Source organism: Tessaracoccus caeni, assembly GCF_029211185.1.
Classification (GTDB): Bacteria; Actinomycetota; Actinomycetes; order Propionibacteriales; family Propionibacteriaceae; genus Arachnia; species Arachnia caeni.
The window spans coordinates 1-18,141 of sequence record NZ_JARGDO010000019.1; the positions used below are offsets into that span (position 1 = coordinate 1).

19 protein-coding genes are annotated in these 18,141 nt (G+C 66.2%); 7 read left to right on the top strand and 12 right to left on the bottom strand.

The annotated features are described in order from the left end of the window. Nucleotides 1-444: 444 nt before the first annotated feature. Genes P0D62_RS15175 through P0D62_RS15185 form a run of 3 tightly spaced genes read right to left on the bottom strand, consistent with a single transcriptional unit; the run spans nucleotide 445 to nucleotide 3,378 of the window. A complete protein-coding gene (locus tag P0D62_RS15175; RefSeq protein WP_275703400.1) occupies nucleotides 445-1,950 on the bottom strand; it encodes a ferredoxin--NADP reductase in 1,506 nt (501 codons plus the stop codon). Continuing rightward, nucleotides 1,947-2,837, bottom strand: a complete 891-nt coding sequence (locus tag P0D62_RS15180) for an FAD:protein FMN transferase (protein WP_275703401.1) — start codon at nucleotides 2,835-2,837, stop codon at nucleotides 1,947-1,949. The genes P0D62_RS15175 and P0D62_RS15180 overlap by 4 nt, the downstream gene beginning before the upstream one ends. Nucleotides 2,838-2,847: 10 nt before the next feature. Further along, on the bottom strand, nucleotides 2,848-3,378 hold the full coding sequence (locus P0D62_RS15185; RefSeq protein WP_275703402.1) for a hypothetical protein: 531 nt from the start codon (nucleotides 3,376-3,378) through the stop codon (nucleotides 2,848-2,850). A gap of 285 nt (nucleotides 3,379-3,663) precedes the next feature. Between P0D62_RS15185 and P0D62_RS15190 the strand changes: the two genes are divergently transcribed. Both P0D62_RS15190 and P0D62_RS15195 read left to right on the top strand, forming a co-directional pair. After that, on the top strand, nucleotides 3,664-4,137 hold the full coding sequence (locus P0D62_RS15190) for a nucleotidyltransferase domain-containing protein (RefSeq protein WP_275703403.1): 474 nt from the start codon (nucleotides 3,664-3,666) through the stop codon (nucleotides 4,135-4,137). Further along, nucleotides 4,137-4,499: a HepT-like ribonuclease domain-containing protein gene (locus P0D62_RS15195; protein ID WP_275703470.1), complete on the top strand. Its 363-nt coding sequence runs from the start codon at nucleotides 4,137-4,139 to the stop codon at nucleotides 4,497-4,499. The genes P0D62_RS15190 and P0D62_RS15195 overlap by 1 nt, the downstream gene beginning before the upstream one ends. 90 nt (nucleotides 4,500-4,589) lie before the next feature. Here P0D62_RS15195 and P0D62_RS15200 read toward each other — a convergent pair whose 3' ends face one another. From P0D62_RS15200 to P0D62_RS15220, 5 genes are all read right to left on the bottom strand, one after another. Then, the gene (locus P0D62_RS15200; protein ID WP_275703404.1) at nucleotides 4,590-5,531 is read right to left on the bottom strand and encodes an intradiol ring-cleavage dioxygenase; all 942 of its coding nucleotides are present in this window, start codon (nucleotides 5,529-5,531) and stop codon (nucleotides 4,590-4,592) included. A gap of 116 nt (nucleotides 5,532-5,647) precedes the next feature. Further along, nucleotides 5,648-6,202: a putative immunity protein gene (locus P0D62_RS15205; RefSeq protein ID WP_275703405.1), complete on the bottom strand. Its 555-nt coding sequence runs from the start codon at nucleotides 6,200-6,202 to the stop codon at nucleotides 5,648-5,650. Between the two features lie 24 nt (nucleotides 6,203-6,226). Next, nucleotides 6,227-6,604 carry a DUF2568 domain-containing protein gene (locus P0D62_RS15210; RefSeq protein ID WP_275703406.1) on the bottom strand — a complete coding sequence of 126 codons (378 nt, stop codon included), beginning with the start codon at nucleotides 6,602-6,604 and terminating at the stop codon, nucleotides 6,227-6,229. Continuing rightward, nucleotides 6,601-7,539 carry an ankyrin repeat domain-containing protein gene (locus P0D62_RS15215; protein WP_275703407.1) on the bottom strand — a complete coding sequence of 313 codons (939 nt, stop codon included), beginning with the start codon at nucleotides 7,537-7,539 and terminating at the stop codon, nucleotides 6,601-6,603. The genes P0D62_RS15210 and P0D62_RS15215 overlap by 4 nt, the downstream gene beginning before the upstream one ends. A gap of 71 nt (nucleotides 7,540-7,610) precedes the next feature. Beyond that, nucleotides 7,611-8,276 (bottom strand): YdeI/OmpD-associated family protein, encoded by a 666-nt coding sequence (locus P0D62_RS15220; RefSeq protein ID WP_275703408.1) that lies wholly within the window; start codon nucleotides 8,274-8,276, stop codon nucleotides 7,611-7,613. Between the two features lie 275 nt (nucleotides 8,277-8,551). On the opposite strand from P0D62_RS15220, the gene P0D62_RS15225 reads away from it, so the two are divergent. Then, nucleotides 8,552-9,313 (top strand): endonuclease domain-containing protein, encoded by a 762-nt coding sequence (locus tag P0D62_RS15225; RefSeq protein WP_275703409.1) that lies wholly within the window; start codon nucleotides 8,552-8,554, stop codon nucleotides 9,311-9,313. A 127-nt stretch (nucleotides 9,314-9,440) separates the two neighbouring features. Here the strand turns inward: P0D62_RS15225 and P0D62_RS15230 are convergent, their stop codons facing one another. Continuing rightward, nucleotides 9,441-9,794, bottom strand: a complete 354-nt coding sequence (locus tag P0D62_RS15230) for a hypothetical protein (RefSeq protein ID WP_275703410.1) — start codon at nucleotides 9,792-9,794, stop codon at nucleotides 9,441-9,443. An 87-nt stretch (nucleotides 9,795-9,881) separates the two neighbouring features. Next, nucleotides 9,882-10,850 (bottom strand): ADP-ribosylglycohydrolase family protein, encoded by a 969-nt coding sequence (locus P0D62_RS15235; protein WP_275703411.1) that lies wholly within the window; start codon nucleotides 10,848-10,850, stop codon nucleotides 9,882-9,884. A gap of 177 nt (nucleotides 10,851-11,027) precedes the next feature. Between P0D62_RS15235 and P0D62_RS15240 the strand changes: the two genes are divergently transcribed. Next, a complete protein-coding gene (locus tag P0D62_RS15240) occupies nucleotides 11,028-11,597 on the top strand; it encodes a YagU family protein (RefSeq protein ID WP_275703412.1) in 570 nt (189 codons plus the stop codon). A gap of 152 nt (nucleotides 11,598-11,749) precedes the next feature. Then, entirely contained in the window at nucleotides 11,750-13,198 is a 1,449-nt protein-coding gene (locus P0D62_RS15245; protein WP_275703413.1) for a DUF2130 domain-containing protein, read from the top strand. A 19-nt stretch (nucleotides 13,199-13,217) separates the two neighbouring features. On the opposite strand, the gene P0D62_RS15250 is transcribed toward P0D62_RS15245, so the two are convergent. Both P0D62_RS15250 and P0D62_RS15255 read right to left on the bottom strand, forming a co-directional pair. Further along, nucleotides 13,218-13,823 (bottom strand): TetR/AcrR family transcriptional regulator, encoded by a 606-nt coding sequence (locus tag P0D62_RS15250; RefSeq protein ID WP_275703414.1) that lies wholly within the window; start codon nucleotides 13,821-13,823, stop codon nucleotides 13,218-13,220. A 108-nt stretch (nucleotides 13,824-13,931) separates the two neighbouring features. Continuing rightward, nucleotides 13,932-16,412 carry a PEP/pyruvate-binding domain-containing protein gene (locus tag P0D62_RS15255; RefSeq protein WP_275703415.1) on the bottom strand — a complete coding sequence of 827 codons (2,481 nt, stop codon included), beginning with the start codon at nucleotides 16,410-16,412 and terminating at the stop codon, nucleotides 13,932-13,934. A gap of 167 nt (nucleotides 16,413-16,579) precedes the next feature. On the opposite strand from P0D62_RS15255, the gene P0D62_RS15260 reads away from it, so the two are divergent. Both P0D62_RS15260 and P0D62_RS15265 read left to right on the top strand, forming a co-directional pair. After that, nucleotides 16,580-17,632 carry an NAD(P)-dependent alcohol dehydrogenase gene (locus P0D62_RS15260; protein ID WP_275703416.1) on the top strand — a complete coding sequence of 351 codons (1,053 nt, stop codon included), beginning with the start codon at nucleotides 16,580-16,582 and terminating at the stop codon, nucleotides 17,630-17,632. A 92-nt stretch (nucleotides 17,633-17,724) separates the two neighbouring features. Next, a complete protein-coding gene (locus P0D62_RS15265) occupies nucleotides 17,725-18,141 on the top strand; it encodes a hypothetical protein (RefSeq protein ID WP_275703417.1) in 417 nt (138 codons plus the stop codon).

Consider the following 18,141-nt stretch of genomic DNA (forward strand, 5'->3'; position numbering starts at 1 on the left):
GCTGGTTCATCGTCGAGGTCCTCGGAACAGGGAGTGTGGTAACTCCTGATCCTGAGGGCCTCGACCCCTACCTCAGCACACCACCCTCACCCAGCGTGTCGCCCACCCACCGCAAGTACGAAGAGCCAGTTTCGTGCACTCGGCAACCGGGCGCTGCAATCCAACTACGAAGCCGTCCAGCGCAGCCGAAGTGATCTTCTCAGTACGGCCGCAGCGCACAGCATCGTCCAGTTGATAGCCGCTAGGTACCATCCGGACATAGTGGGGGCTAGGGTCCGGCGGTAGCCATGTCCTGGGCTGTCCGACAGCAATGCCCCCGAGATTACTTCGGGATAGACAATCACTCGGCATAGCCCTGGCATGGGAGCCGCCGATGGTGATGTATATCGGTTCTACCTTGCGCCGGTGACGGTGATGGTCACGGCCCGACAGCTGGGCACCTATTCAGTAGCCGGCGAAGGCGTCGGTGTGGACGCGATGGGCGCGGGATGTCAATCCGCGACGGAGGTTGGTGACGAAGTGTGGGGTGCCGGAGATGTAGGCGTCTCGCTGCGACAGGTCGGGGAGAATGTCGGCAACTCGTTCGCCGTCGAGGCGGATCGGCCCAGCCCAGGTCTCTCGTGGGTGCAACTGCGAGGGTGCGGTGCGGCTGACCAGGATCACCCGTGCACCGAGCTCGGCGAGTTCCTCGCGGAAGTGGGCGGACTCAGGGTCGCGTGCCGCCCACACCAACACGGCGTCCTGGCGGTGTCCCTGTGCCCGCGCTTCGCGCAGCCAGCTGATGAACGGCGTTACGCCGATTCCGGCCGCGAGCATCACGACGGGTTGGTCGTCGGAGGGTGGGACGAAGTCGCCGGCGACACCGGTCGCGCGGATCTCGTCTCCAGGCTTCATACTCACGAGCTGGCGCTTGGCTGCGCTGGGGTGCTCCGGCAGCACGAACGCGACGCGCACCTCATGCCCATCGGACGGCGCGGAGACCAGGCTAAACACTCGCCGGCTTCCACCGCGGCTCCCGAGCCCCACACCAGGAGTATGCAGTTCGATGGCCTGACCGGCCCGGAAGCGGATGGGGGTGGCCGCGTCGAAGATCATCTCGACCGTGCCGTCGGCGGAGCGTCGCGTCTCGCGAAGGGTGAGGCGGATGGCGCGGCGTTGTCCGAAGGCGAAGCCGATCACGTTGCCCACCAGGAGCGCCAACTGCGGGCTCATGCTGAGGACGCCCAGCGGGATGGGCGCGGCGAACAGCGCTCCGGTGACCACCGCGACCGTCATCCGCTGCCATCGTCGCGGCGGCAGCGTGAGTGGTTCGGTCACCATGAACGCCGCGAAGAAGATCAGCGCCGTCGAGGCCACTGCCGTCTGCAGCGCCTCCAGCGCCCCGGAACCCCAGGTGATCGCGCTGACCATATAAACCACGAGGCCCACGAGCAGCGCGACAGACGCCAACAGCTCCTGCCGCAGCCGGATCACGACGACGGGGGCCACCGGGATCACGGCCCACACCAGGACGGAGCTGCCGACCCACCAGTAGCTCGCGCCGATGCCCGTCGCGGTCACGACGAACGCACCGACGGCGGCCGGGTTGAACAGATGCCGTCCGCGCCAGGCCAGGACGAATTTCGACAAGCCGGCGACGGCGGCCCCGACCACAGCGGCGATCAGGTCGCCCGCCTCGAGGCCGGGCTTGAGGATGAAGAACAGCAGAAGCGCCGTGATCAGCGACGACTCGTTGTGCGACTCGGCGCGCCAGACGCGAGCAGCCAGTCGGGAGGCGCCGACGGTGACGACGACCACCACGCCCAGCAGCGCCGCCAGCTCGGCGGGGGAGTAGTACAGCCATCCCACCGCCGACGCGACGAAGGACGCACCCGCCAGCACGGCCAAGGCGCACAGCACGACGCGGTACATCGGGGCTCGGCCGATCGCGGCCCACGCCCGGGCGATCACGAGAACACCGTTCCCGGGAAGGCGCGCGTGCGCTCGATCATCCCGTCGCCAGTCATGCGCACGCCGTGCACGCCGAAGCGCTCCCACAGCTCGGACGGCGAGAGGAAGAACAAGGCGGTCGCGGCGCCGTCGGCGAGCATCGCGGTGTCGGCCACCGCCCAGGTGGCGACGACGTCGTGCACCGGTCGACCGGTGCGCCCGTCGAGCATGTGGTGGAGTCCGTCGCCCCAGGTGCGCCGATTGCCGGCCGAGGCGCAGATGGCCCCGTCGGAGATCTCCACCAGCCCGACCGCGCGACGGGGGTCGTGCGGGTGCTCCAGCGCGACGCGTACCGGTCGCGCGGCGCGGCGGATGCGGAGGTCGCCCGAGGCGTTCACGACGGATGAGCCGGCGCCGAGCTCGTCGAGCAGGTCCCCGACTAAGTCCACCAGCAGGCCCTTGCCGGCCGCGCCGATGTCGATCGTGACGGGGCGCATCGTCTGGACGGTGCTGCCGTCGACGCGGGCCACCTCATCCCAGGCGGGAGGGGCGTCGGCCGCCACCATCCCGGCCGGGCCGTACCCGAGCGTGGCCAGCGTGTCGCCCACGAACGGAGTGACCGCACCGTGCGTCGCCTCATACAACTCGCGGTAGAGCGCGAAGAGCCGGTCGGCCTCGTCGGGGAATCGCGTGGTGCCCGCCGATCGCGCCGCCACCGCGACGAGGGAATCATCCCGGAAGCGCGACCAGACCTGGTCGAACAGCGCGATCCGCTCGTGCACGGCGTTCCCGGCGCCGGCGGGGAGCGACCCCACGGCCTCCACGCTCCAGGGCACGCCGATGGCGTCGAAGGAAAGGTCGAGGACGGAAGGCGTGCGGGTCGCTGACGCTGTGCTGGATGCGGACATGGCGCCCTCCTCAGGCCTGGGCCTCGGCAGCGATCTGGCTGATCGCGTCGTTGAAGCCGCCGCTGGTGAGCGACGACCCGGCCACCTTGGAGACGTCGAGGTCGTCGATCGCGACGCCCACCACCTCGGACGCGATGTTCTCGACGAACTCCGACTGGTAGCGCAGCGAGTCGCCCCGCTCGGCGCTGCCGTCGACGGTGAGGGCGGTCACCACGTCGTCGACCAGGGTGACGGTGACCGTCACCGACTCCCGACCGCCCGGGGTGGTGTACGAGCCGGAGGCCGTGTACTCGCCGTCGGTGTAGGTGGACGACGAGTCGGCCTCGGTGTCCGTGGTGGCGTCGTTGGTGGTTTCGGTGGTCTCGCTCGTGGCGACCTCAGTCGAAGCCGATGAGGAGGCTGACGAGGAGGTAGAGCTGGTGGCCGGGTTCTCTGCGGCCTGAGCGGTCTCTTCGATGGGTGAGGTGCAGGCGGCGAGGGTCGCGGTGATGGCAATGCCGGCGAGGAAGGCGCCGAGGATGCGGCGGGGTCGAGATGTCATGGTCGGTCTCCGTCGTGAATGGTGTGCGGTTGTTCCATTCACGACGCTACGGAGCGCCACTGTGGGGTCTCTATGCCGTTTCTGTGAGTCCGTTGTGAGCCACATCTCTGAGGACGCGCAGCATCATCGGCGCGTCGTCGCTTGGTCGCGCCTCGGCGGATACTCCACTACCAGTAGGCGAGGGGCGATCAACACCTGCGGGCAGTGGGGCTGTAAGGATGATCAGCGATTCGCGCGCACAGCAGCGCCTGTCTTCATCGACACCTAGCTTGATAAGATACCCTTATGAGCCTTCTGCTTGAGTACGAGACAGCGCGTCGCGAGGAGGATCTCGCCCGGTTACGCCGCGTTATTGCCTTGCGCGCACTGATCGCTACGGGTGCGACCCAGCAACAGATTGCGCGCGAGCTCGGCATCAGTCAGCCCGCGATAAGCCAGCAACTGAAGTTTGCTCCCAATCTCGAGACCATCCATCCAAAGTTGCTGCTCGACGCTGCTGCGCCGGTGATCAAAGCACTGGCGGAGGAGCGGGGCTACACCGACATCGCGGTCTTCGGATCAGTAGCCCGGGGCGAAGCACGACAAGACTCCGACATCGACCTGCTCATCAACGCGCCCGCAGGGGCTTCGTCCTTCGACTTCGTCGGTTTCAAGCTGCTGCTGGAGCACGTCCTTGGCCGTACGATCGATCTCGTCGAACGTGGAGGTCTCACCCCAGATCTGGACGACGACATTCGACGAGAGGCGGTCGTGCTGTGATGGAGCGCAGGGCAGCCAAAGAGCTTCTTCATATCCAAGGTTGGTTGGAAAGAGTCGACGAGATCACATCCCGCGGCAAGAATGCCTATCTGGCCGACGATCTCTTGCAGGAGGCAGGGGACTCACTGATGATGAAGATCGGCGAAGCGGCTAATCGACTCTCGAAGCTCGGCTTGCTTGCTCCCGATGGAGTCGCTTGGGCATTGGCGATAGCCAACCGTAACTTCCTGATCCACCAGTACGACGAGATCAATCGAAGCCTCACTTGGATGACTCTCTCGGCCGATCTACCTGCGTGGAACGTCTCGCTGCAGGAGTTGTTCACTGAGGCGCGCACGGCTATTGCTGCTGACAATAGTTGAAGGCCAAGCATCCCATCGCAGCTCTAGCTGTGCACAGCTAGAACCGTGCAGGCGTTCACCGTCGAGGCCGACGGGCTCGGCCCAGTCCTTCTATCGGGACGGAGGCGGTCCTCCCGGGCCACCGCCACCCGGTCCGCCACCGACACCGCCGCCAGTGGGCTCGGTGCTGGTGTCGATCCGTACGGCGAGGGACGCGACGTAACCGTCGGTGTTGCCGTTTATGGTGGCCATCTGCAGTTCCGCGCTGTCCTCGCCGAACACGTTGTCGCTTTCCAGCGTGACCTGGGCCAGGTTCTTCGCTGAGCCGTCATAGACGGGCAGCTGGTAGACCACGTCCAGCACCTCCTTCGGGAAGGCGAGCTGGGAGGTCGCGATGGCGTTGGTGGAGTCGGTGATCGACTCAACGCCGGGATACACCTCGAAATGGATGTGGGTCCACCGGCCCAGGTAGCAGCCAGGAAGGATCGAGGTGAAGGTGACGGTGCCGTTGGCGTCGGCCACCTGCACGCCGCGCAGCCACGTCTGGTCCTCGACGCCTTCCGAGTACATCGAGTACAGCCCTTGCGCGTCGCAGTGCCATGCGTACACGGCCACACCCGCGAACGGGGCGTCGTCGTTGGCCATGTCGGTCACCGTGAAGGAGAACTCCAGCGGCACGCCGTCCACCGGGTCGTCGACGCCGATGCTCGACCGGATGTCGGAGCGCACGATCCCCGACTGATCCAACACATTGGGTCCGTTCGATCCGTCGGCCGGATAGGGACCGGCGGTCTCGTCGGGGATCTCGCCGGTGGATCCGGACGAGGTGGCAGCCGTCGTTGGATCGACGGAGCCATCAGTCGTGCATGCGGCCAGCGCGGCTGCGCTCACTCCCAACAGACCCGCCCCGACCAGCGCTCGGCGATGGAACAAGGTGGCGAGATCGAAACTCGCTCCTTGATCGACGACCTCTTCCTCGGGCCGATCGAGCAGACGGCCTTCGTAGGCCGGGCCACTCGGGGTCTGGTCGGGGATGGGGATACGGGTAGCCATTGCTGGTCCTCCTCCGGTAGTGCTGGCCGCTGGCGTCGCGGCTGCTTCCAGCATGGCGGGCCTTGCTGTGAGTCTCTTGTGCGACCGCTGAACGAGTCCTGTGCCCGTCACCGCGGTCAGAGACCGACTCTCGGGCGCTGTTCGCGAAGTGCAGAGTCCAGGGTGCTCATGAGGCGAGCAGTACGGCTCTTGCCGACTGGGCCTGGCGGATAGCGTCGAAGCACGTCGATCAAAGTCGGCGTGGCGCGGGCACGCGCCTCTGCAAGTTTCTGCTCTGACGCGGTGGGATCCTCTCCAGCCTGGATCTCGGCAATCCTCGCCACGTTGGCTGCGGCACGAAGGATGTGAGCCACTTGGTGAGCCTTCGCGATCGGATGCAGGTAGGCGGCGGACGCGGCATCGCCGGCGGCCTCCGCGGCGAGGCGAGCCACCTCGGTCGGGGCCGCCCACGCCGCGCGGTGTGCGGCCATCGAGGTGACGCGCTGCAACTTGGTGCGCGGCTCACCGTCGACAAACCTCCATGCGGCATCGATGGCGGCGCGCGGGCGCGGATCGTCGGGATGTGCCGCTTCGAAGTGTGGAAGAAGCTCTTGCGCGCACTCGGCCACATAGCGGGCGACGACGCGCAACTCGTCGAAGGTGATCTCGAAGTCGCCTGTCACTGTGTCCATCGGTTCATCATCGCATCCGCTTGGCTAATGCGTCGCGATCGATCCCGTGAGGACCGCCAGGGCGATCCGGTCGACCGCCCACACCACGACGCCGATCACGGCTGGGATGAGCATCGGTGTGGCGAAGGCCGAGGCGGCGCCGACGCCGACGAAGAGCGCTGCTTCCAGCGCCAGTGCGACGACCGGATGGATTTCGATCGAGGCCTTGGGCGAAAGGAAGAGACCCCAGACCACGCCGATGACGACGACGGCCAGCGTGGCCGCCGGCCACCGCCACCAGCCTGGCACCGTCGTCCAGGCGAGGTACGCGGCGCCCGCCAGAAGCGCGAGTTCCAGCAGGAAGCGCACGGTCAGGACGACGGCAAGGGCGGGGGACGCGTCGTCGAAGAGCTGCGTGCTCATGCGTCCTGCGTTGCTGCTCGAAGCACGGTAGCCACCTCTGACTGCTGGAAGTGTTCGGCCCACCCGAGGGGAGTGAGCCCGAAGGTGGACTCCGTCGCGGCTGGGTCGGCCCCGCGAGCGAGGAGATCTTTCACCAGCTCCAACTGGCCGCAGGCCGCGGCGTAGTGAAGGGCGGTGGCGCCGCTGGCTACTGTGCCGGTGACGGGGAACCCCGCCTCGATCAATGCCTGCACGGCGTCCCAATGATGAAGAGCCGCGATCTCGACCAACAGCGACGGGTAGTACCGCGAAATCTGCTCGGTGCCGCGGTGCCGGAGCTGGTTCTCGAGGTCTGGCGCCCAGCCGGCGTAGGCGGCACGGATCATCGGGTCGCCGTGATCGAATTTCGCGCGATACAGGTCGCGCAGCAGACAGATTTCCGCGCCATGAGCCATCATCTCCCGGTTCAGGTGCATGGCCAGCGCGGCAATCGAGTCCTTTTCGTACGGGCCGCCGCGGGGACCGAGTTCCTCAAGGATCATCTCGTCGTTCATCTCCGCGAGAGCGCCGCGCCACAGCGAATAGCCCTGCTGCAGCAGTTCCAAGCCACCCTCCGCCGTCAAGGGGAGGGGCTCCGGCCAGAACACGTCGTCGAACATCGTGGCTTCGTCCGGAGCATCCCAGTGAAGGAACAGTGCCCGGGCGCGTTTGCCGAAGACGTCGCGGCCGACGTGGGCCATCCGCCAGGCGATCGTCGTGATCGGTGCCACCGGGGGCTCAGGGGAGACGGACTCGATCCGCACGACGCCGTCGTCGCCCTCGCGCAGCGACCACGCGCCCGCCGCCGGCTCCCACAGGTACTCGTGATCGTGCAGCCCATCGAGGCGCGGCCAGAGGTGGGCGTTCCAGTAGAAGTCGAGTTGGTCGAGGATGAGATCGCGCCAGGTTGTCGCCATAAGGCATTTTCCCACCACCGGGGTGCCAGCGCGGGCCAGTGCGCCGCAACAGGGCCGAAACAGGGTTGTGGCTACTCCGCGTCGACGGGGCCTATCCCCAGCTCTTTCCGATTCCGCTTCACCCAGGCGGGCTCCTCGCCGTAGCGCTGCGACGGGATCAGCCGCCCGGCCGCGGAGTCCTCAATGAGCTGCGCCATTCGACGATCCCGCGTCGCCTGCTGTTTGGCGCCTGCCACCCAATGCATCGCGACCCGCCGGTAGCTCTCCGTCGCCGCGTCCCACCAGCGCTGCGCGTCGACGTTGCCCGCCAGCAGGGCTGCGTGCTCGGGAGTGAACGCGTGGTTGTCCTGCTCGAAGCTGTAGATACCGGTCTTGGCGGGGTCGCGGGCTTCGTAGGCGGCCAGACCCGCGGGCGTCATCCTGCCCTCCGCGATCAGCCGTTCCACATGAGCGACATTGACCTTGCTCCAGGTGCTGCCCTTCTTGCGGGGCGTCCAGCGCTGACGGGTGGCGTCATCGTCGATGCGCTGCGCCACCGAGTCGATCCAGCCGAAGCAGAGCGCTTCGATCACGGCGTCCTCCCAGGTCAGACCACGATTAGGAACATGCTTCTTGTAGAGCCCCATCCACAGCTCGGTGGCGGTGGCGTGATGCGCCTTCAGCCAGGTCCGAAACTCTGCAGCGTCGGCGAAGAAGACGGCCGGACGCTCCGGTGTGCCGCCAGCGCGCCCCGTCATGAGCCCCTTGCTTTCAGGCCGAATGTCCCCACCAGCTTGTCGCACGAGGTCTTGGTCATGGACCAACGCTACCGGCCAACGCGGCTCGGAGGCGGTGTGCTTTTCGTCCAGCCACGTATGCGGCGCGATCTGCGCAATAGGTACAGATCGCGCCGTATACGTAGCTGGAAGAAATCCACAGGCCACAAAGTGCGTGAGAAATCCGAGAGGCGGCAGCCAATAACGTGGGTATGAGAGATCAAGGAGTGAGGTCCATCCACGACCTGTTGGGAGTCATGAGTCGCCGCGAGGTTGAACGTCGCGTCGCGACCGGCGAGCTGACGAGAGTCTGTCGGGGCTGGTACGCGACGGTGTTCGCCAATCAGAAGGTGGTGCGGGCGTTGCAGGTAGGCGGAAGACTGGGTTGCCTCAGCGGCTGTGCGTTCCACGGACTGTGGGTGCCAGACGACTTCAAACTCCACGTGGCGTATGACAACGGCAACCGACCCCGGTCGCGATCGGGAGTGTGCCTGCATCCGACAGGGAAGTCCTGCCCGAAGGATGCGGTGTGGCCGCTGGAGGACTGCTTGGCTCAGGCTATCCGCCACCACGATCGGGAGACGGCGCTGATTCTCCTGGAATCTGCGGTGGACAAGGCGATGATCGGGCCTTATGACGTGCAGGATCTCGTCGCTCAGCTGCCCGCGGGGCGCCGTCACGAGATGAGGTTCTTGAGTGAGGCTGAATCTGGGAGCGAGACCCGGGTCCGCCTGTTCTTTCAGCTGAGGAGAGTCCCCGTCCGCCCGCAAGTGGGGTTGGAGGGGATAGGCGATGTGGATCTGGTCGTGGGCGATCGACTGATCGTGGAATGCGACAGCGACGCGCACCACCGCTCGAAAGAGGAGCATCAGAACGATCGCCGCCGCGATCTGGAGACCCGGATGCGAGGCTACGACACAATCCGCCTCACATATCACCAGATCTGGACCGACTGGGAGGCCACCCAAGCGAGCTTGCTGCAGGTCATCCGGGAGCGGAAGCACATCCGCCGGAAGTGAATCACCGGGTGACTGAAATAAAAGTGGCTGAGAGGGGGGTATCTGTGCAATACGTACAGATACCCCCCTCTCAGCCACTTTTATTTCAGCGACCGCTTGCTCGATAGTGGCAAAGCCGGCCAGAAGGTCACTCGCGGGCGTCGTGAAGACCCTGTCCAGAGATCAGGCCAGGCAGGCCTCGTCCGTTCGCGGTGAAGAACGGCAGCACGCAGGCCAGCACAAACAGGGCGATGGAAACGAGATTGAAGGCGCCCTCGGGAATGCCGAGCGCGGAGAGACCCGCGACGCCACCCGCCCAGCGGAGTAGGCGAGCTAGCACAGTGGGCAGGGGAGAGCCGCCGTAGCACAGCATCCATCGCGCGAACGACAGATGCCCGCGCCGGCGATAGCTGACCATCACGAACGGAACGAACAAAATGACCCCGATCGCCACGCCGATGAAGATGGCGATGAGGCCGAGGGTCACCTGTGTATTGGTCATCGGCATTCCTAGAGCGGGACTGCATGAGGGGTTTGCATGAGAGACGGGGCGGGAACTCGGCCGGCTCGGCCAGGCTCCCGCCATCGATCATGCAACGACGTGCGCCGCGGTCTGTCGCGCCAGCTTGATCAGATCCCCGCTGCGCATGCCGGGCCAGCCGTGCACCGTGCCGACCCATTCCTCGGGTATGGCCGAGGCTCCGTAACGTGCACCAAGGAGGGCGCCGGCAATGGCCGCGACGGTGTCGGTGTCGTCCCCGATCGCGACCGCCGTCTGCAAGGAAGCCTCGAGATGAGCCCGGCCAGTGAGATGACGGGTCGCATGGATGGACGACCACGCCGCCTGAAGCGCGCTCACAGTCCAGCCGTTGGGGGAGAAGGTCTCGGGGTCCGATCCTTCGGCCTCGTCGATCCAGTTCTCCCAGCGTGCTCTCGCCCCTTCGGGAATCAGGTCGAGCCCACTCTTGACGTCGAGCACGCCTTCGAGGACGGCCACCCGCACGGCCTCAGACCACAGCACGCTCGACTCGACACACAGCGCATGGGCATGAGTGAGCCTGGAAACGGCCGCGGCGGCGGCAGCGGTGACGATCCGGTCCTGGAGAGCCACCAGACCGACGATGCCCGTGCGCATCAGCGCGCCGTTGCCGGCGCGATCGCGCGCTGCCTCGGCGTAGGAGGCTGCTGTCATCCGGGTGGAAATCGACCCTTCCCCTCCCTGAGCGGCGTCGATCACATCACGCGTGAGATTGCCGATGTCGGAGGCGCCCCGCTCGCGCCAATGCGAGAACTGCGCTGCGACCGCGTCGAGGCCCTCGTCGGTGACGAGGTTGCCGCCGGCCGCCGTCACGATCGCGATGCAGCATGCCATCTGTGTGTCGTCCGACCACTCGCCGGGTTCGTAGGGGCCTAGCCCACCGCCGATCATCTCGGCGGTACCGACTGGTATGCGGGCGGCAAACTCGTACGGCACACCGAGCGCGTCTCCTACGGCTTGGCCGAGCAACACTCCGGCGGCCCGATCGCGCTGTTCCTCCGTCAGGTTTCCTGTGCTCATCCTTCAATGGTGGCAGGTAAGGCAACCCTTAACCGACCCCGGCTAAAGACGAGAAAATCGCGACTACTACGCTTTGTCATGTTCACAAGCCGATGCCACCGGGAGGCCGTCTGATGGACGGATCGCTTGCGGTCTCCTGAACCGGGTCCGGCTCTTCTCACGAGCAAAGGAACACTCATGTCCAAGCTGCTGGAAAGCACCGAGCCGTCGCGACGCAACTACCGCGTGGCCCTGCTCGTCGGTCTCATCGCTGGTGCGTTCTCCGCCATCGTCAAGTTCGGCTGGGAGGTACCCTTCCCGCCCCGCACCCCCGAGCGCAACGCCGTCAATCCGCCGCAGACGATCCTTGAGCAGATCGGCTTCCCCGAGACCATCTCGCGCGCCACCATCCACTTCAACGGCTGGGATCTGCCCATCTCGTCGTTCATCATCCACTTCGGCTTCGCCATCTTCTTCGGTGTGCTCTACTGCGTCGTGGCCGAGCGCTTCCCCGGCATCAAGCTGTGGCAAGGCGCGGCCTTCGGCATCTTCCTTCACGTGTTCTTCCACGAGTTCCTGATGCCCCTCATGCAGACGGTGCCCGCGCCGTGGGATCAGCCGTGGCAGGAGCATTTCTCTGAGCTGTTCGGTCACATCATCTGGATGTGGAGCATCGAGATCGTGCGCCGCGACCTGCGCAACCGCTTCACCCACCAGCCCGACCCCGAGGTTCCGCTGAAGACCCCCGAGGCGGTGCTGGCGCGCTGACCAGCCCATACGCAAGAGTCCATGGGGCGGCATCCGGGTTCGGATGCCGCCCCATCTTTTGTGTCCGGGGCCTGAGACGTGACTGTCGGAGGGCTGGGATAGAGTCCACTGGCACGACGACAAGTGGTGGCGAGAGGCGACTGGAGGCGACGATGCACGAGATCAAGTGCCCGCACTGCGGCAAGGCGTTCACGATCGACGAGGCCGGCTACGCCGACATCGTGATGCAGGTGCGCGACAAGGAATTCGACAAGGCCCTGCACGAGCGTCTTGAGCTGGCGGAGAAAGAGAAGCAGACCGCCGTCCAGCTGGCCGAGACCGAGGTGACTCGACGCCTCGAGAAGGAGCAAGCCCAGAAAGACGCGGAATTGGCGACGCTGAAGGCCGAGCTTCAATCGGCAGAGGTGGCCAAGCAGCTCGCGTTGCAGCAGGCGGTGGGCGACGTCGAGAAGCAGCATCTGGAAGCGCGGCTGGCGTTGGAGAAACAGGCCGCCGACGCGCAGCGGGCTCTGGAGAAGGAGGCTGCGGAGACCCGGCGTGCGCTGGAGCAGGAAGCCGCAGAAGCCCAGCGTGCGCTCGAGAAGCAGGCCGCCGACGCGGCCAGGGAGCTGGAGAGGCTGCGGGCGGAGGTAAAGACGTCCGAGGTGACGAAGCAACTGGCCGTCAAAGAGGCGCTGAGCACCGTCGAGCGTGAACGCGACGATCTGGCCCGTGCGCTGCAGGCCAAGGAGACCGAGCAGCAGCTGCGCGAGTCCAACCTGCGCGAACAGCACGGCAAAGAAGTGCAGGTGCTGAACGAGACCATCGCGTCGTACAAAGACTTCAAGGCCAAGCTCTCCACGAAGATGGTGGGGGAGACGCTGGAGCAGCACTGCGAGATCGAGTTCGAGCGACTGCGCGCCACGGGATTCCAGAATGCCGAGTTCGGCAAGGACAACGACGCGTCCTCGGGCAGCAAGGGCGACTACATCTTCCGGGAGAAGAGCGACGACGGCGTGGAGTTCATCTCGATCATGTTCGAGATGAAGAACGAGAGCGACACCACCTCGACCAAGAAGAAGAACGAGGACTTTCTCGCGCAGCTCCACAAGAACCGCACCCAGAAAAAGTGCGAGTATGCCGTGCTGGTCTCCATGCTGGAGCCGGAGAACGAGCTGTACAACGGCGGCATCGTCGACGTGTCGCACAAATTCGAGAAGATGTATGTGGTGCGTCCGCAGTTCTTCATCCCGATCATCACGCTGCTGCGCAACGCCGCATCGAGCACGATGGTGGCGCGCAACGACCTAGCGCGGATGCAGGCCCAGAACATCGACATCACCGATTTCGAGGACAAACTGCTCGACTTTCAGGACAAGTTCTCGCGCAACTACCGGCTCGCGTCGGAGCAATTCGCCGAGGCGATCAAGCGGATCGACCTGGCCATCGAGGATCTCGAGAAGACCAAGGAGAACCTGCGGAGGTCGGCCAACAACCTGCGTCTCGCCAATGACAAGGCCGAGGCGTTGTCGGTCAAGAAGCTCACCAGGGGCAACCCGACGATGACCGCCAAGTTCGCGGAACTGGAACGGCCGGCACTCACCGACGGGGCGGCTGAGTGACGGCGACGGTGGCCTCGCCCTACTCGCTGGGGGTCGACCGGAAGAGCGGAAGGAGGACGTCGTCGACAAGTTCGGCGAGCAGAGCATCGTCGAGTTGCCGGCTCTCCAGCAGCAGGTAGTTGCGCAGCATCGCCGGTGCCACCTGCACGCGGGCCGGGAGGATCGCTTCGCGGGAGATCTCGCCGCGGTCGGCGGCGCGCTGGAGCACGTCGGTGAGCAGTTTGCGGCTGCGTCCTTGGGAACGGGCGCGTAACTCGGTGGCGCGTCCGGCTTCAGGCAGGGCCTCCGCGAAGACGCCGCGTAACGCCTCGCCGGCCGGCCCGCTCAGCGCCGCGGTGATCTGGCGCAGCACCTCTAGGAGGTCGGTGCGAAGGTGTCCGGTGTCGGGGATCTGCTCGGGCAACGGTGCCAAGGCGTAGGCGGCGTCCATCGCCAGCTCCGCCCGACCTTCCCAGCGGCGGTACAACGACGCCTTGCTCGCGCCGGCCCGCTGCGCCACGGATTCCATGGTCAACCCGGCGTAGCCCTTCTCTGTGAGCTCCTCGACAGCGGCCTCCAAGATCGCGCTGACAAGGGCATCCCCTCGACGACGGGGTCGCTTACGGTGGTCGTCATGAAGGGTCATGCACATTCCTTCCAATGCCTCGTGTCTCTAACAAGTACCTCGGCGCCCCTTCGAGCTGGTCCCTGAGCAGGGCGCCCGGCGCTCCTTTCGAGGTTCGTTCCTCGCATCTCAAGGAGCGCCAACCGTGACTCTGCCACGGGTGCCGTCCACGGTGATCAGCTGACCGTCGGCGATCGCTGTGGTACCCGTGCGGGTGCCCATCACCGCTGGGATGCCATATTCGCGTGCGACGATGGCGGCGTGCGAGGCGATGGCCCCGGTGTCGACCACCACGGCGGAGGCTTGCTGGAACAGGGGAGTCCATGCGGGATTGGTGTAGGGGCACACCAGTACCTCGCCGGCGCGCAGTCGGTGGAACTCCTCCGGACCGTGCACCACCCGCGCCACGGCCGTGACCGTGCCCGCGCAGGCGGGGGTGCCCGTCGCGAGGGCGTCGCCGTCAGGGGTGCGCGGGAAGACTCGGGTGAGATCGATCAGGGGAGTGCGTCCTAGTTCTGCACGCTTCGCGGCGCGCTGCCGGATTGCAGCCCGGAGCTGCTCGGCATGCTGGCCCGGGATCCGGTCGGGATCGTGAATGGCCTTGATCTCGTCCCATCGCAGGTGGAACACGTCCGACTCTTCCGCCAGCAGCCCGGCCCGGTGCAGGCGCCGGGCGATCTCCAGCACCGACCGGCGCAGCGACGGCAGCAGCGCCGAGAACGCGACGTGCGTATCCTCCCGGAACGCAACGCCCTCCTGCGCCGCGCTTACCCAGCGGCGCACCCGCTCCTTTGTCCGACGGCTTCGCAGCAGCGGATGGGTGAGCAGCTCCGCCAGCGCGGCTGCTGAGCGCGACCGCGCTTGCTTGTCGCGCGCAGGTCGCTGCGCGAGCGAGCCGATCAGCCCGACGACGATCTCCGGCGACTCCGCCAAGGTCGGCGCGCTCACCAGCAATGGCGACGCGGTCTCCTTGCGACCGTAAGTGCGGAGGAAGGCCTCGGTCCGCCCGCGGAAAGCCGCGTGCTCCGGATTGGTCGTCAGCTCCGTCCAAACGTCGGCAGCCTCCTGCTCCGTGAAGAGGGCGACCAGCGACGGGGTCGCGCGGACCTCGTCGGCCAATTCGGCCAGCGCACTGTTGTAGGCATCGGTGATGGTGGCGCCGCCGCCCGCCAAATCCGTGAGCAGGTGCCGCCGACGCAGCACGACGGTCAGCAGCGCCAAGCGAGCGATGGCCAGCAGCGCGCCGGGCAGATAATCGATGCGGATGTCGCGGCAGTAGTCGAGGGTGGCGACGCTGCGCTCCCGCAGCTGCACGAGGGAAGGCCAGGGCACCGTCGAAAGATCCAGCGACTCCAGGCGTTCGAGTTCGTCGACGAACGCCAGCTGCCGGGGATCCCGTGCCCAGTCGGATGGGCGGAAGCGCCGCGCCTTGAGGGGAATGCGGATGGGGTTGAGCACCGCCTTTGGGCCGGGACGGAAGGCTCGGGGTTTGAATTCCACCAGCACGCCGTCTTCCTCGCGGAAGATCAGGTCGAAGGCGTGGCGGAGGCCGTAGTGGCGGGTGATCTCGTTCATCATCGTCGCCGGACCGCGGGTGAGCAGGGTGGTTACGTCCAGCGGGTATGGCCTCGACGGGAGGAACTCTGTGAGCACGGACGCCTGGAGCCGTTGGCTGAAGCTCAGCGGTCCCGTGTCTGGCGGGAGGGCGGTCATCGGCCGCGACTGAGTGATCCAGATCCGCCCGTCGGCCCAGGCCCATTCGATGTCTTGCGGGCGTCCAAAGTGGGTAGCCAACCGCGTGGCATGGTCGGCGAGTTCCTTGAGTGTCGCGTCGCCCAGAAGAGGCCGGCCCGTACCTGCGTCGGCCGCGTCGTGTCGCACGCCGCCTCCGCTGACCGAGCGGATCACCACCTCCGCCCGACCGGGCGTCCACTCCAGGAGCGTGCCCGTGGCGTCCAGCACGTAATGATCCGGGGTGACCAGCCCGGAGACCACCGCCTCACCCAAACCGCGCGCCGCGTCGACGATGACGCGATCGCGCGCCCCACTCACCGGATCTGCGGTGAACATAACGCCCGCGACTTCCGCTTCGACCATCCTTTGCACGACGACGGCGATCCGCACCTCTGCGGGAGGAATGGCGAGTTGTCGCCGGTAGGCGACGGCGCGGTCGCTCCACAACGACGCCCAGCAGCGCTGCACCGCGTCGACCACCGCATCCGCGCTGACGACGTTCAGATAGGTGTCCTGCTGTCCGGCAAAGGCGGTGCCCGGCAGGTCTTCGGCGGTGGCGCTGGAGCGCACGGCGACGGGAGCATCGTCTCCCAAGTCGCGGTATGCGTCGGTGATCTGCTCGCGAAGCTCTTCCGGCAGGCTGATCGCCAAGAGCGCGTCGCGTAGCGCGGAGGGTGAGACGTCGGGGTTCGTGAGCAGGTCGGCGATCCGCGCGCTCTCGGCGGCCTCCGCATAGGCATTGGTGGTGACCACGAAGCCCGGGGGGACGGGCATCCCTACGCGCAGCATCTCGCCGAGGTTGGCGGCCTTGCCTCCCACTGCCGCACCGTCCCTCGCGCCGAACGTCTGCAAGGGGAAGACGGAAGTGGTGATCATGGCATCTCCTGAGATCAAGGAAGTTAAGAAACTTGCCGTTCTCTAACCTAGATCTTGGAGTTACGAAACACAACGATTTCTCTCAGTTGGCCGAGTAGCCAGGCTGTCGGACCGCAGCGCGCGCTGCTCTAGAGTTCTGAGAGACCCGATCTTTCAGGAGAACACTCATGCCCGAGGTTGCTGCCTACGCCGTCGATTCGCCCACCGGCCGTTACGAGAAGACCACCATCACCCGGCGTGAGCCTGGCCCGACGGAGGTCTACTTCGACATCCACTACGCCGGTATCTGCCACTCCGACATCCACACCACGCGCGGAGAGTGGGGGCCGGTGCGCTACCCACTGGTGGCCGGTCATGAGATCGCGGGTGTCGTGAGCAAGGTGGGTTCCGAGGTGACGACGTTCCAGGTGGGCGACCGTGTGGGCGTCGGCTGCTTCGTCGACTCCTGCCGCGAGTGCGACAACTGCCAGGCGGGAGAAGAGCAGTTCTGCACCGGACGCCCCGGCGCCGTCTGGACCTACGACGGCGTCGGCCGCGACGGCCTGCCAACAGCCGGTGGCTACTCGCAGGGCATCACCGTCGAGCAGGACTACCTGATGCGCGTTCCCGACTCGGTGACCCTCGAGCATGCCGCGCCGCTGATGTGCGCGGGCATCACCACCTACAGCCCGCTCAAGCGCTGGGGCGCCGGCCCAGGCACGCGGGTGGGCATCGTCGGCATGGGCGGCCTCGGTCACATGGGCGTGCAGTTCGCCGCGGCCCTCGGTGCGGAGACCATCGTCTTCGGGCGCACCCTCTCCAAGCGCGACGATGGCCTGAAGCTCGGTGCCGTCGACTACGTCTCCACCGAGGACAAGGCCCGCATGCGCGAGCTGCGCGGCTCCTTCGACATCCTGCTCAGCACCATCTCGGACGGGGTTGACATCGACGCCATGCTGAGGCTGTTGAAGGCTCATGGCGTGATGGTCAACGTCGGACTGCCGGAGCACCCGTCGACGTTCAGCCTCGGCGCACTGACCGGCCAGGCCAGAGTGCTGGCCGGCTCCAACATCGGCGGCATCCGCGAGACCCAGGAGATGCTCGACTTCTGCGCCGAGCACAATCTTGCGCCCATCGTCGAGGTCATCCCGGCCTCTCAGATCAACGAGGCCTACGACGACGTGGTGGCCTCCAAGGTTCGCTACCGCTACGTGATCGACGCCGCAACCTTCAGCGACTGAGCGGGCGCCTCGGCGTCGTCCATTGCTATCGGTCGAACTTCGGCGATGAATACGGGCACAATGGCGGGACGCTGACAGGAGAGGAGATCCCGGTGGCACGCAAGACGCGGAGCGCTTCGTCGGCGCGGACGATGGCGGAGATCGTCGCGGAGCAGCAGGTCAAACCGAAGACGGTCGACCCTCGTTTGATCTGCCCCGGCACGCTGAATCGGGAGGGCAACCTCTGTGACCTCGATGGCAACATTCTTTCGGAGCGTTACGACGACATCGCCGAGACTGACGCCCTCAAGGCCGTTCGTGCCGGCGCGCTCGTCGCCTTCGAGGAATGCGGTTGCGGGGGAGGCGGAGGGTGCGGTCTCGAGTGGTTCGTCGGCGAGCAGCTGAGCGCCCTCGCTGAGCCGCCGCAGTACAAGAAGGGCAACGAGCCCTCGTGGATCTCCTTGTGGGAGGGACCGGCCGGAAACGTCGTGTTCGTACACGGCAGCTACCGCTGGCCGGGCCTGTTCTGA